The organism is Roseibium aggregatum IAM 12614, assembly GCF_000168975.1.
GTDB classification, from domain to species: Bacteria; Pseudomonadota; Alphaproteobacteria; order Rhizobiales; family Stappiaceae; genus Roseibium; species Roseibium aggregatum.
The window spans coordinates 204,785-218,149 of sequence record NZ_AAUW01000006.1 but is presented as its reverse complement, the minus strand read 5'-3'; the positions used below and the strand labels follow the sequence as shown (position 1 = coordinate 218,149).

Here is a 13,365-nt window from a genome sequence, read left to right as displayed (position 1 = left end):
CTCCTCAGACGCCAGCTTAGTCCAGAACCGTGCCGTCAGAAAGCGATGCGCCGCGCAGGAATTCCGCACCGCTCATCGGCTTCTTGCCGGCTCGCTGAACCTGCTCCAGACGCACCGCGCCTGTTCCGCAACACACCACCGGCACATCTGCCCCGGTCTGGATGGACCCCGGCGTGCCGGACGCTTCGCCAAGCGTGCTGCGCAAGACCTTGACCCGCTCCGCCTTGCCGCCGAGCGGCATTTCGCACCAGGCGCCCGGGAAAGGCGACAGGCCGCGAATGTGGTTGTGAACCTCGGCAGCCGGTTTCGACCAGTCGATCCGTGTTTCCTGCTTGGAGAGCTTGGCCGCGTAGCTGACGCCTTCCGCGGCCTGGGCCTGATCGCCGAGCGCGCCGCGCGACAAGGCAGCCAGCGCCCGGACCATCAGATCACCACCAAGCGAAGACAGCTTGTCGTGAAGGTCCCCGGCGGTCATGTTCTCGCCGATGGCAACGGTTTCCGACATGCACACAGGGCCGGTGTCGAGCCCTTCTTCCATGCGCATTACCTGAACAGCGGTTTCCGTATCCCCAGCCATGATCGCCCGGTTGATCGGCGCCGCACCCCGCCAGCGCGGCAGCATTGAGGCATGAAGGTTGAGACAGCCGTATTTCGGCGCGTCCAGGATGGGTTTCGGCAAAAGAAGGCCGTAGGCAACCACCACAGCGACATCTGCATCGAGAGCCGAAAAGGCTTCCTGTTCTTCCGCCCCTTTCAGGCTCTGCGGTGTGAACACCGGGATGCCGAAGGATTCCGCAGCCTCATGAACCGGCGATTTCTTCAGATCCATGCCCCGGCCCGCAGGACGCGGAGGCTGTGAATAGCAGGCGACAACATCGTGGCCCTGGCCGACGATTTCCATGAGGGTCGGCACCGAGAAATCCGGGGTGCCCATGAAGATGACACGTAAGGACATGAGGCTCCTGAGGCGTTTTGAAGAACTGCGCCCTTATTGCGTTTCACGCCGGGTGTTGCAAGGGGCGCGGGCGCTGTTTGCCACGCGTCCAATTGGCGCCATCTCCCCTGAAGGCCGATTTTGCGAGTTCGAACCCGACCGTGGGCCAGTGGGGACAGTCATGGCACCCCACGCCCCGTCCTGCTTGTTTGCTTCCAGCTTCGTGACAGCAAAGAGAACCGCGAGGTGTTGCAGGAACGGAGCGGTCCTCATATTTGCCGCCGCCACGTCTCTCGGGCGGGCGGCGCCGGATCAGAGTTTTCCGGCCATCTTCGCCTGCTTGGTGAATTTCTTGACCACCCGGTCGCGCTTCAGTTTCGACAGGTAGTCGATGAACAGCTTGCCGTTCAGATGGTCCAGCTCGTGTTGAATACAGGTTGCCAGAAGACCGTCGGCCTTGATCTCCTGTTCGGCGCCTTCCCTGTTGAGAAACTGAACCGTAACTTCGGCAGGCCGCTCGACCTCCTCGTAGTAGTCGGGGATCGACAGGCAGCCTTCCTGATAGACGGACAGATCGTCGCTCGACCAGACGATCTTCGGATTGATGAACACCATCGGCTCCTTCGGAGCGTCGTCCTTGGCGACATCAAGCACAAAGATACGTTGCAACAGCCCGATCTGGCTGGCGGCAAGACCGATGCCGGGCGCATCGTACATGGTTTCCAGCATATCGTCGGCCAGCTTGCGGACGTCGTCGTCGACGGTCGCGACAGGTGCACAGACCTCGCGCAGGACCGGATCGGGAATGGTGATGATCGGGCGTATTGTCATTTGCCTGACATAAGAAATCGCGACGCGGCGGTCAACGCGGAAATAGCGCGGGGACCTCCCGTTTTCAACGCTTTCGACCAGACCGATCACTTGCAATAGACCACAGCCCTCTGCAGCCGCGCGGATGGGCCTTCGCCCCGAATCGTTCTATGTTTGTTTCATGAATGAGATCCTGTTCGAGTTGAGTGGCCGTCCGGTGACGGTCCTGGAGGCTGCCATTGCCGGTGGCCTGTTTCTTCTGGCCCTGATTGTCTGGCTGGTGCTGAAGATCATGCGGGAGATCCGCCTGCGCGCCGAGTCGGATGCGGTGGCGGGCGAACGCATACACGAGCTGGAAAGCCATCTCTCCCAGCTTCTTAAGTCTCAGGGGGAAATGACCGGCCGCATGCAGACGATGGCGGAAGTGTTCGGCTCGCGGCAGTCCGACATGATGCGGGCCGTCAACGAGCGGCTGGACGGCATGGGCCACAAGCTGAACCTTTCGATGGCCGATACCAGCAAGCGCACCCAGGACGGCCTCAGGCATCTGCACGAGCGGCTGGCGGTGATCGACCGGGCGCAGCGCACGATTACCGATCTTTCCGGCCAGGTCGGCCAGTTGCAGGCGATCCTGTCCAACAAGCAGACCCGGGGAGCCTTCGGGCAAGGGCGGATGGAGGCGATTGTCCAGGACCAGATGGCCCCCAGCACCTATTCCTTCCAGGCAACGCTCTCCAACAACAGCCGTCCGGACTGCCTGATCCACATGCCGAACGGCGCCCCATCGCTGGCCATCGACGCCAAATTTCCGCTGGAAGCCTTCAACCTGCTGCGCGAAGCGGAAACGGACGACCAGCTGAAATATGCGCAGGCCCAGTTCCGCCGCGACTTCACGAAACACATTCAGGATGTCGCCGAGAAATATCTGTTGCCGGGCGAAACCCAGGATACCGCTTTCCTGTTCGTGCCGTCTGAAAGCGTCTTTGCCGAGCTCAACGAGAGCTTCGAGGATCTCATCCAGAAAGCGCACCGCGCGCGGGTGGTGATCGTCTCACCGTCGCTGCTGATGCTGTCGATCCAGGTGATCCAGTCGGTGCTACGCGATGCCAAGATGCGCGAGCAGGCCCATCTGATCCAGGCCGAAGTCGGCCACCTGATTGCCGATGTCAGCCGGTTGAACGACCGCGTCGGCAAGCTTCAGGCCCATTTCGCGCAGGCGAACAAGGATATCGACCAGATCCTGATTTCCTCCGACAAGATCTCCAAGCGCAGCCGCCGCATCGAGGATCTGGAACTGGGTGAACTGGAAAGCGCCGTAAAGGAAGATACCAGCGCGGAACCCAAGCTGGCGCTGACGCCTGAAGGGTGACGCAGCAATTCTGTTGCTGCTGTTTCAAGCCGGGTCTACAGTCCCGCCGGCTCGATCCGAGTCGATTTGGAGGCAGGTATGTCGTTCCGGAATTCTCTTTTTTCAAAGACACTTAACATCGCTCTTACCGGCCTGGCGCTTGGGGCACTTGCACTCCCGCTGAGCCAGAAGGCGGCAGCGGAAGAGTGCAGCCAATCGGTCGAAACTGTCTGGCTGGACACCTATTCGGTTGAAGCCGATGCACAGGGCGCATGCGGGTCCGCGGAAATCTCCATTGCAGTCTTCAATCAGTCCGGCGGCATTGAATATCAGGCCAGCTTCGATCAGAACGACCTCTTCGGTTTTTACGGCGTCGAAACCCTGAGCGACATGCAGGCAGCCTTGCTGGACTGGGTCAGCGGCTACACCGATGTCGCCACCTCCGCCAAACTGCCGGTTTGGCCGGAAGGCGCTGAAGGTCCGCAGGCAGGAGAGTTTCCCTTTTACGCCGAAGAAGGCGTGACACGGGAGATCTATGAACGGGCCCGCCAGGAAGACCGCCCCATGGTCTGCTTCATCCAGGGCACCGAAAGCCAGCTTTGCCTGGTGAAAAATCCGACGTCCGGCGCGCTTGAGTCCATCGGCGTGCAGACATTCCCGGGCTGATAAAACAGCCAAGGAAGCCAGCGACAAACACCCCACAATGGCATGACTTCAGGCTGGCAGGCTCCGGGCAGGTATTGCGAAGCCCGGAGTAACGCCGCTTTCAGTCCGCTTAAAGAACCGGCAGGCGCCGGGCCCCAGTGATCGCACCCCATTCAGTTGCCGCGATGCGGTCGATCGCCTTGTCCAGAGGCTCGTAAGCGACGGTCATCGTATGGCCATTGGCGTGAAGCAGGCGGTTGTCGCCAGTGATGATGCCGACATGCCCTTTCCAGAACAGCAGATCTCCGCGCTTCAGTGCCGCCGGATCGTCATGCGGAATGGCCTCACCGGCTTCCGCTTCCTGCATGTCGCTGTCGCGCGGCAGGTCGTGCCCGCCTGCCTGGGCGGCAAGCTGCACCAGCGCTGAACAATCAAGGCCAAGGCTGGAGCGTCCGCCCCAGCGGTAGGGCGTGCCGACAAACTCTTCCGCGACAGCCACCCAGTCGTCTTTGATCGTGTCCACGGGCACCAGATGTTTTGCGACGACCGCCGAACCGTCGCTCAAAAGCGCATAGCTGAGCCCCCGCGTTTCCGTTTCCCCCGTCACCGTGACAAGAGAGCCGATGGACAGGAGCCCCAGCGGTGGAAACTTCAGGTCGGCAACCGGGTAGCGATACGTGCGCAGTGCCCGCACCCTGTGTGTCGCCGGTTTGACCGGACCAAGACCATCGGAGGAAAACCAGCCGACATATCCATCCGTGTCGAGCTGCCCCCAGGCCCAGCCTTCCGGTGTCTGTTCATAGACCGTCACCCACTCGCCGTTGAGGGCTTCGGTGTCGATTGGCCTGTCCGGGCGCGGTTCGGGCCGGATCGGCAACTGATCGGCAACGACCTGAAACACTTCGCCTTCGGCAAACCGGCTGGCGATTGCCCGGCCTTCATAGTCGATGGCGGCAAGGTCTGCACGAACCGGGTGGCGGCGGCGGTCGAAAGTCTCGGTCATGGTCGATCCCGAACTGGGGTGGGCTGTCAGCGCGGCAGTTCCCTGGCCTTTTCAACCACCAGATCGCCGAGCTGCTCCAGATAAAGTGCGCCTTCCACCGTGCGGGTGATAATCACATTGCGTTTGTCGGCTTCATCGCGCTTGCGCGACAAAAGCCGCATACCACCCAGAGTGTCAAGCGCCCGGGTGATAGCGGGTTTGGTGACGTTCAACTTGGCTGCCAAACCGCGCACCGTGTGGGGCGGCGGCTCCAGATAAACCGTCATCAGGATCGTCAATTGGCGTGCGGAAAGATCCTGCTCGCTGTCGCGAACAAGCGCCAGATTGACCTCGTGCATCAGTTTCAGCGCCTGAGAAGCGCGCAGTTCGACGGCCATGAGTTACAGGGTCCCATCCTTTTCCCCCATCCATCTCCATGACCATCGAAGCACGAAAACGTTTCGGAGCCGTTATTGTGCGCTTGGAAAACGCTCGGAGATCACATCGAACAGACCACGAATGCCCTGGGCTTCGCCGCCCATCGGTTTTCCGGGCTTTTCCATCGGGGTCCAGCCGAAAATATCGAAGTGAACCCAACTGCCGGCGTTCTCGACGAAGCGGGACAGGAACAGGGCTGCCGTGATGGAGCCCGCAAAACCGGCACCTGACGTGTTGATGTGATTGATGTCGGCCACCTTGCTGTCGAGATATTTCAGATAGGGCTGCCAGAGCGGCATGCGCCACAGCGGGTCGGCAGTGGCCTCGGCCATCACCGCGATATCCTCGGAAAGTTCGTCGTCATGCGTGTAATAAGGCGGCAGATCCGGCCCAAGCGCGACGCGCGCGGCGCCCGTCAGCGTTGCCATGTCGATCAGCATCTCCGGGCTTTCCTCGTCGGCAAGCGCCAGCGCATCGGCCAGGATCAACCGGCCTTCGGCATCGGTGTTGCCGATTTCGACGGTCAGCCCCTTGCGGCTCGGCAGGATATCGCCCGGACGGAAGGCGTTGCCGGCAACGGCGTTTTCGACACAGGGCACGATGACCCGCAGGCGCACCGGAAGCTTTGCTGCCATGATCATGGACGCAAGTCCGAGCACATTTGCGGCTCCGCCCATGTCCTTCTTCATCAGCGCCATTGAGGATCCCGGCTTCAGGTTCAGACCGCCGGTGTCGAAGATGACCCCCTTGCCCACCAGCGTGACCTTGGGCGCCGTTTCGTCACCCCAGGTGAAATCCGCCAGGCGCGGCGCCCGGCTGCTGGCCCTGCCGACCGCATGCACCATCGGAAAATTCTCTTCCAGGAGATCTTCCCCGATAACGATCCGCCCGGTGCCGCCATGTTGCTTGAACAGCGCAACAACGGCCTGGGACAGTTCACCCGGTCCAAGATCGTTCGCGGGCGTGTTGATGAGATCACGCGCCAGCTTCACGCCGTCGAGAATCGTTCCGAGACGCTCGAGATCGACACTGTCGTCAACAGCCAGACGACGGGTCTTGCCTTCGCTTTTCAGGTAACGGGTGAAGGAATAGGTGGAAAGCGCAAAGCCGAGTGCTGCCTGTTCGGGATCCGGAAATCCTTCGGCAAGATGGTAGTCCCCTTCCGGCAGTCCCGCGACAAGGCCGCCAAGTGCCAGCGGATGCGGCAGGCCGTCGTCCTCAACGCCGAACAGCACCGCCGTACCGCCCTCTCCGGGAACGAGCAGAGACGTTGCGGGCTTTCCCGCGAAATCATTGACCTTGCACCAGTTTGCAGCCGGCGCACCAAGCCCGTCCAGAACCTGCGGCAGGCTTGCCTCGGTAACGGCGTGGATGGGCGTGGAGCTGGTAACATCGCTCTTGCGGACTAGGCTTTCGCGCACGGGGGACCTCCGTTGGAGATTGGATTCGATCTTCAAGACCTAGGACGCCCCGCGTCCGGACGCAATATGGCGCTGAGCGATCCGCACCGCTTCTCGCAAATCGCAACGATGCTTAACCAAGCATTAGGGTTAATTATCTATTTCTCATAGGGAAACATGAAAGCCGCCGACAACAAGGATGTTGGAAATGCAATCGCCCAGAATCGGTTCCGTTCGCCGTCGCACCCGTATCGCTACGACGCTGCTGGCCATGTCGGCGCTTGTCGTTGTCAATGGCTGTGCATCCAACCGGGCCAACACGGGCACGCATTCACCAGCCTCGGGCTACACCTCGCCGGGCTCTTCCCAGGCACTGGCGCAGGTCTCCAAATGGTCCAAGGCCTATGAGCGCGACCGCAAGGACCGCAGCGCCATCCTGGGATACTCCAGCGCCCTCAGCCAGAACGGACAGGTGCCCCAGGCCATGGCCGTGTTGCGCTCCGGTGTGATCGCTCACCCGAAGGACCGGGAAATCGCCTCGGCCTACGGCAAGGTGCTGGCGATGAACGGCCGGTTCGACGAAGCACTCAATGTCATTCGCGGTGCCCAGAGGCCGGATACACCGGACTGGAAGCTGATGTCCGCGGAAGCGGCGATCTACGATCAGACCGGCAACCACGACAAGGCCCGCAGCCTTTACAAGCAGGCTCTCATGATTGCCCCGAACGACCCCAGCCTTCTGAACAATCTGGGCCTGTCCTATCTATTGTCGAACGATCTGCCTGACGCCGAATACACCCTGCGCAAGGCAGCCGCCCTGCCCGGTGCAGACAGCCGCGTTCGCCAGAACCTGGCCCTTGTGCTGGGCATCCAGGGCAAGTTCGACGAAGCCATACAGGTGGCCCAGGCGGAGATCGATCCGCAGCAGGCACAGGCCAATATCGCCTATCTGCGCACCATGATGCAGAAACGCCAGCAGGGCTGACGCGCCTTTCCCTCATCAATCAAGCAGCTGTGTTCCTGACCGACCTGGCCCACGGCTCGACTAGCCGGCTCAGACGCAAAACTGGCTATGAATAAGCGCCTGTGCTGCAGACGCAGCTTTCCTGCGCGCATTCTCACCGCGATTTCAAATCAGCCAGGTATCGATGTCTGTAGTAGGAGTTGGGGTCTCCGGCGAGCTATCCGCCGGAGACAAAGATCGCAGCTTACCTGAAGGTGTCCATCACCTGGATGACCGCCGGTCCCATGATGATGAAGAACAGCACCGGCAGAAAGAACATGATCATCGGCACCGTCAGTTTCGGCGGCAGGGACGCAGCCTTCTGCTCGGCCATCTGCATGCGCTGTTCGCGGGTGTCGTCCGCCATCGTGCGCAAGGCGGTCCCGACAGGCGTGCCGTAGCGCTCGGCCTGGATGAGCGCCATCATGACGTTCTTGACCCCGTCCACGCCGGTTCGTTTCGCCAGGTTCTCATAGGCGATGCGGCGATCGCTGAGGTAGGAAAGTTCTGCGGTCGTGAGCGACAATTCTTCCGCCAGCTCAACCGACTGAACACCGACTTCCTCAGCAACACGCCTGAAGCCCTCTTCGATCGACATGCCGGATTCCACGCAGATCAGCATGAGATCGAGCGCATCCGGCCAGGCACGCTGAATGGTCAGTTTCCGCTTGTCGATCTTGTTCTTCAGGTAAAGGTTCGGCATGAAGGCACCGAGACCGGCAAGCCCCAGACAAAAGCAGATCTTCGACAATGCCGGCAGGTCGTCAGGCAGGACGAGAAACGCATAGGCAACCGAGAAAGTGAAGATACCGGCAGGTATAACGATACGCGCGACCAGGAAATAATACAGCGGCGCAGCCCCGCGATAACCTGCCATCCTGAGATTATCGACCGTCGTTTGGTCGGACAGCGCTTCCTTGAGGTTCAACCGATCGACAAGACTTTTCATCTGTGCTTTCGGCTGATTGCGCAAGGAGGCCTTCGCGTCCGCGTGGGTCGCCTGAAGTCGTGCCCTCTCCTTGGCCCGCAGCTTGTCGCGTTCGATCGCGACCGATTTCATCCGTGACTTCAAGGTGTCCCGGGACAAGAGCGGCATCACAAGGGAAAAGACGGTACCCGTAACCGCGATCATGGCCAGGACCGCTGCCAGAAACTGGCTGGATGCGAGGGTGTCGATGTCCATGCCGTCTCCTAGAAGTCGAAGTTGATCATGGCGCGCATCACCATGATGCCGCAAAACATCCAGAACAGGCCGCCGGCGATGATGATGTTACCCGCCGTCGTTTCGAACAGGACCATGATGTATTTGGGCGAAATCAGATACATGATCCCGCCGACGAAGAACGGCAGCGAACCGATGATCCCGGCAGAGGATTTTGCCTCGGCACTGAGTGCCTTGATCTTGCGTTTCATGGCCTTGCGGCCGCGCAGCACTTTGGACAGGTTGTTCAGCGCCTCGGCAAGACCGCCACCCGCCTTTTGCTGAATGGCAACCACAATGGCGAAAAAGTTGGCTTCGGGCAGAGGAACACGTTCGGGCAACTTGCCGACCGCATCGGCAAGTGAGATCCCCATGATCTGGGTTTCAGTGATCTTGCGGAACTCCGTTGCGACCGGATCGCGGGCTTCGCGGGCAACCACCTTGATGCAGTCGCTGAGCGGCAGACCGGCCTTGACGCCGCGCACGATGATGTCGACGCCGTTGGGCAGCTCTTCAAGAAAGGCGTTGAAGCGGCGCTTGCGTTTGCTGGCAACATACCAGCGGGGAAACCCGAGGCTTCCGGCAAAGCCGAATCCGGCAGCAATGTACAGATTGCCGCCACCTATGATCAGTCCCAGAATCAGGAAGACAACGCCCGCGACGATGCTGAAGATCACGAAATGATGGGTTTCCCAGGTCAGTCCGGCCTGCTCGATCTTGACCTTCAGCGGCACCTTCTGCTGCTTGTCCTGCTTGGCCTTTTGCCGTTCCTCGAATTCCTTGAGCTGGTCCTGGATCGACCGTTTGCGGCGGTCGACATCACGAAGGGCCTTGCGCTGGTTTTCGCTCTGGGGCCGGGCCGCAACCGCGTTGACACGCTGATCGCGCCGCTTGGAGCCGGACAGAGCGGGCTGAAACAGGCTGTAGATGATGCCGCCAACGGCGAGCATCACCAGGAGCGCGACGGCCAGACCGGTGATTTCAGGTGTAAGAAACTCTTCAAATCCGGACATGGGGTCCTCAATCAGCTACGTATTCAGGCATCTCGGAAGCATCCAGTGCCTGTGCCAGACGGGCTTCTTCGCCGAAATATCTGGCACGTTCCCAGAATTTCGGCCGACCGATCCCGGTTGAGCGATGCCGCCCGATGATCTTGCCGTTGGGGTCTTCGCCGACAATGTCGTAAAGGAAGACGTCCTGGGTCGTGATCACGTCGCCTTCCATGCCCATGACTTCGGTCACATGGGTAATGCGGCGGGAGCCGTCACGAAGACGCGCGGCCTGAACCACCACATCGATGGAAGAGACAATCATCTCGCGCAGGGTTCTGGAGGGAAGCGAGAATCCCCCCATGGTGATCATGGATTCCAGACGGGACAGGGCCTCACGCGGGGAGTTGGCGTGCAGCGTGCCCATGGAGCCGTCGTGACCGGTGTTCATGGCCTGGAGAAGGTCAAAGGCCTCCGGGCCACGCACTTCGCCCACGATAATCCGTTCAGGACGCATACGCAGACAGTTCTTCACAAGGTCGCGCATGGTGATCTCGCCTTCCCCTTCCAGGTTCGGCGGGCGCGTTTCCAGACGCACCACATGCGGCTGCTGCAACTGCAATTCGGCACTGTCTTCGCAGGTGATGATGCGTTCGGTGTTCTCGATGTAGGCGGTCAGGCAGTTGAGCAGGGTCGTCTTGCCCGAACCGGTACCGCCAGAGATCAAGACGTTACACCGCGAGCGCCCGATGACCTGAAGGATCGTCGCGCCTTCCGGTGTGATCGAGCCGAACTTCACGAGTTGGTCGAGGGTGAGCTTATCCCGTTTGAACTTACGAATGGTCAGTGCTGGGCCGTCGATGGCGAGCGGCGGGGCGATGACGTTGACGCGCGAGCCGTCGGGAAGACGGGCGTCACAGATCGGGCTGCTGTCATCCACACGGCGGCCGACCTGGCTCACGATGCGCTGACAGATGTTCATGAGCTGCGCATTGTCGCGGAATGCCACCCCGGTCTGTTCGACCTTGCCCGAGGTTTCGATGTAGACCGTATGGGCGCCGTTCACCATGATATCGGCAATGTCGTCGCGGGCCAGCAGCGGTTCCAGAGGTCCGTAGCCCAGAACGTCGTTGCAGATGTCTTCCAGCAGGTCTTCTTGCTCGGAAATCGACATCACCACGTTTTTCAACGCGATGATGTCATTCACGACATCGCGGATCTCGTCGCGAGCATCTTCGGCATCGAGACGGGCAAGCTGCGACAGGTCGATGGCCTCGACCAGCGCGTTGAAGATCTGGGCCTTGGTCTCGTAATACTCGTTGTTCTTCTTGCGCGCAGCCGGAGCGGCCGGTTGAGGCTCGGGCGGCGGCGGAGGGGCCGGAGGCGTCGCCGGCTTGGGAGGTTCGGTCTGGATCTTCTGCGGCGCCGGTTGTTCCGGCTGTGTTGCCTGCTCCACAGGCGCAGGTGCGTCCTGCAGCCCAGGTACGCTACCTGGCCGGAGGGTCTGGGGTCCAGACGATGAGCTGCCACGTCTACCAAACATAACGAACTATCTGCTCCGCTCTCAGGCCGGTCTAGCCGGCCTTCCGCTTCAATTTTGAAAGCAATCCGCCGAGGCTCGACCGCGACGCCCTGACGGGCTGCGCCTTGCCGGAAACGGTGTGTGCCAGGTCGTCAAACACACGCGAAATTGCATGTTTGCCGTCAATTTCGCCGATCATCTGGCCGTTGTTGGCCGCAGTTCCGAAAAGATGCGGCTCGAACGGAATGGTCGCATGCACCGTCAGTCCGAGCGCGCCGGCAAATTCGTCCGGCTTGATCTCGGGGCGTTTGGGCACATTGACCTTGTTCATGATGAGATGCGGCGGACGATCGTTCGGTCGCAACTGCTTCAACATGTCGACAACGTTCTTCGCATTGCGCAGGTTGGCCAGGTCAGGTTCCGCGACAAGGACGATCTCGTCGACGCCAAGCAGCGTGTTCTTGACCCAGGCATTCCACGCATGCGGCACGTCCAGCACGACGCTCGGCACCCCGGCCCGCATCGTCTCCACCAACTGGTCGAAGGACTTCTCGCTATAGTCGTAAGTGCGCTCCAGCGTGGCCGGTGCGGCCAGCAGGCTCAGGTGATCGTTGCACTTGGACAGAATGCGGTCGAGATAGGTTTCGTCCAGACGCTCTGGGGAAGACACGGCCTCAAAAACACCTTGCAAAGGGTCCTGATTGTAATCCAGTCCCGCGGTGCCGAATGGCAGATCGAGATCGGCCACGACGACTTCGCTTTGAAAAACGCGGGCAAGGGCCCAGGCGCCGTTGTGCGCGATTGTCGAGGCGCCGCAGCCCCCCTTGACGCCGAAGAACGCAATGGTGCGGCCAAGCGGTTCGGCATCGGGATCGGCATAAAGATTGGCGATGGAACCGATGAGCTGGAACACGTTGACCGGTGTGATCAGGTATTCGCTGACACCACGGGAGATCAGATCGCGATAGAGCGTCACGTCATTGACATCGCCAATGACGATCACCTTGGTCCCCGGATCGCAATACTCGGCCAGATGGTCGAGGCTCGGCAGAAGATCTTCGCGCCTGCCGGATGTCTCGACAACAATCAGGTTCGGTGTCGGGGCCTGCTCGAAGGTTTCGATCGCAGCGGGAATACCGCCCATGTCCAGTTTCAGATGCGCCTTCGCCATGCGCCGGTCTTCCATGGCAGCCTCCGCCACCCGCATGGTGGCGTCGGTCAGACAGAAGCCGTGCACGGTAATGCGCGGAATGGAACCGACATGGAGACCTTCGTCGCTGCCTGCATGGCTGTGCGGCGCAGGCTCGTAAACAGGCTCCATATAGCCGGACATGTCTTTGAAGTCTGGGTTGGCACTCATCGCTATCCCCTAGTCCTTGGCAACTTCAGCGCCGACACCTTCTTTGAAGTCACCCGCAGTTACCTCGCCCTTCCGGTATTTTTCTATGACCACCGCACGCCGACCCTGATCGGATGGGGCGGATGCTCTCGGTGTGATCAGGTCGGACGGATTGTCGACCATTGCCGCCAGGTTCGCCTGGCTGGCACAACCGAAGTTTTCGTAATTGATGTTTTCGCCGAAGCCGCCACCGATGTTTCTGGGCCAGGCCCCGCATTCGCCCGCAGTTGCCTGCATACGTGCGTAGGACAGGCGGATCGGGGCATCCGCGCCGGGGTCGCCGACAGAATAGGTCCGTGTGCTGATCCGGTTCCTGGAAACACCCCCTTGCTGCAGCGCCTGACGGATCTTGGGCGTGATCGAATGAACCGCCGCTTCATTGGCCCCGCCTGACGGGACGAGGATCTCGACGGATCCATTGCCTTTTTGCCGGGACTGCTGACCAAAGGCAGCAATGGTGCTTTCGATCGGACCGTTGATGTTACGCGTGTTGCGCCCAACGGGAAGATCCAGCGTTTCCGGCTCCTCGGTGATCACGATCGGGTGCATCAGCCTGTAGTCATGGGAGGCAAGCATCTGGCTCGTCGACTGCGACTGGTTCTGGCAGCCGGCAGCGATCAGGCATCCGAAGACCACAAGGGCTGTTTGCGAGAGCGTCTTTCCGCGGACTGTTTTCGACATGTTCATCCGTCCG

Annotated in this window: 13 protein-coding genes; 3 read left to right on the top strand and 10 right to left on the bottom strand. The window is 60.7% G+C overall.

All coding sequences use genetic code 11. The annotated features are described in order from the left end of the window. Positions 1-16 precede the first annotated feature (16 nt). Entirely contained in the window at positions 17-955 is a 939-nt protein-coding gene (gene fmt, locus SIAM614_RS10180; RefSeq protein ID WP_006934192.1) for a methionyl-tRNA formyltransferase, read from the bottom strand. Between the two features lie 291 nt (positions 956-1,246). Then, entirely contained in the window at positions 1,247-1,765 is a 519-nt protein-coding gene (gene def / locus SIAM614_RS10175; RefSeq protein WP_040439861.1) for a peptide deformylase, read from the bottom strand. A 160-nt stretch (positions 1,766-1,925) separates the two neighbouring features. Here def and SIAM614_RS10170 point away from each other — a divergent pair, with 160 nt between their 5' ends. Beyond that, positions 1,926-3,113 (top strand): DNA recombination protein RmuC, encoded by a 1,188-nt coding sequence (locus SIAM614_RS10170; RefSeq protein WP_040439859.1) that lies wholly within the window; start codon positions 1,926-1,928, stop codon positions 3,111-3,113. A 78-nt stretch (positions 3,114-3,191) separates the two neighbouring features. Beyond that, positions 3,192-3,758 carry a hypothetical protein gene (locus SIAM614_RS10165; protein WP_040439798.1) on the top strand — a complete coding sequence of 189 codons (567 nt, stop codon included), beginning with the start codon at positions 3,192-3,194 and terminating at the stop codon, positions 3,756-3,758. 109 nt (positions 3,759-3,867) lie between these two features. On the opposite strand, the gene SIAM614_RS10160 is transcribed toward SIAM614_RS10165, so the two are convergent. The 3 genes from SIAM614_RS10160 to SIAM614_RS10150 form a co-directional block, all read right to left on the bottom strand. Beyond that, the gene (locus SIAM614_RS10160; protein WP_006934187.1) at positions 3,868-4,740 is read right to left on the bottom strand and encodes a C40 family peptidase; all 873 of its coding nucleotides are present in this window, start codon (positions 4,738-4,740) and stop codon (positions 3,868-3,870) included. Between the two features lie 26 nt (positions 4,741-4,766). After that, complete coding sequence (locus SIAM614_RS10155) at positions 4,767-5,117, bottom strand: MarR family transcriptional regulator (RefSeq protein ID WP_006934185.1); 351 nt, start codon at positions 5,115-5,117, stop codon at positions 4,767-4,769. Between the two features lie 72 nt (positions 5,118-5,189). Then, positions 5,190-6,578 (bottom strand): leucyl aminopeptidase family protein, encoded by a 1,389-nt coding sequence (locus SIAM614_RS10150; RefSeq protein ID WP_006934184.1) that lies wholly within the window; start codon positions 6,576-6,578, stop codon positions 5,190-5,192. A 187-nt stretch (positions 6,579-6,765) separates the two neighbouring features. Here SIAM614_RS10150 and SIAM614_RS10145 point away from each other — a divergent pair, with 187 nt between their 5' ends. Further along, positions 6,766-7,542 (top strand): tetratricopeptide repeat protein, encoded by a 777-nt coding sequence (locus tag SIAM614_RS10145; RefSeq protein ID WP_040439857.1) that lies wholly within the window; start codon positions 6,766-6,768, stop codon positions 7,540-7,542. Positions 7,543-7,765: 223 nt separating this feature from the next. On the opposite strand, the gene SIAM614_RS10140 is transcribed toward SIAM614_RS10145, so the two are convergent. The 5 genes from SIAM614_RS10140 to SIAM614_RS10120 are packed head-to-tail and all read right to left on the bottom strand — an operon-like array spanning position 7,766 to position 13,352. Continuing rightward, positions 7,766-8,743 carry a type II secretion system F family protein gene (locus tag SIAM614_RS10140; protein ID WP_006934182.1) on the bottom strand — a complete coding sequence of 326 codons (978 nt, stop codon included), beginning with the start codon at positions 8,741-8,743 and terminating at the stop codon, positions 7,766-7,768. A gap of 8 nt (positions 8,744-8,751) precedes the next feature. Further along, positions 8,752-9,774, bottom strand: coding sequence for a type II secretion system F family protein (locus tag SIAM614_RS10135; RefSeq protein WP_006934181.1), 1,023 nt, complete (start codon positions 9,772-9,774; stop codon positions 8,752-8,754). A 7-nt stretch (positions 9,775-9,781) separates the two neighbouring features. Then, positions 9,782-11,293 carry a CpaF family protein gene (locus tag SIAM614_RS10130; protein WP_040439796.1) on the bottom strand — a complete coding sequence of 504 codons (1,512 nt, stop codon included), beginning with the start codon at positions 11,291-11,293 and terminating at the stop codon, positions 9,782-9,784. Positions 11,294-11,324: 31 nt separating this feature from the next. Continuing rightward, positions 11,325-12,632 (bottom strand): AAA family ATPase, encoded by a 1,308-nt coding sequence (locus tag SIAM614_RS10125; protein ID WP_006934178.1) that lies wholly within the window; start codon positions 12,630-12,632, stop codon positions 11,325-11,327. 9 nt (positions 12,633-12,641) lie between these two features. Beyond that, the gene (locus SIAM614_RS10120; protein WP_208983945.1) at positions 12,642-13,352 is read right to left on the bottom strand and encodes a CpaD family pilus assembly protein; all 711 of its coding nucleotides are present in this window, start codon (positions 13,350-13,352) and stop codon (positions 12,642-12,644) included. Positions 13,353-13,365: the final 13 nt, after the last annotated feature.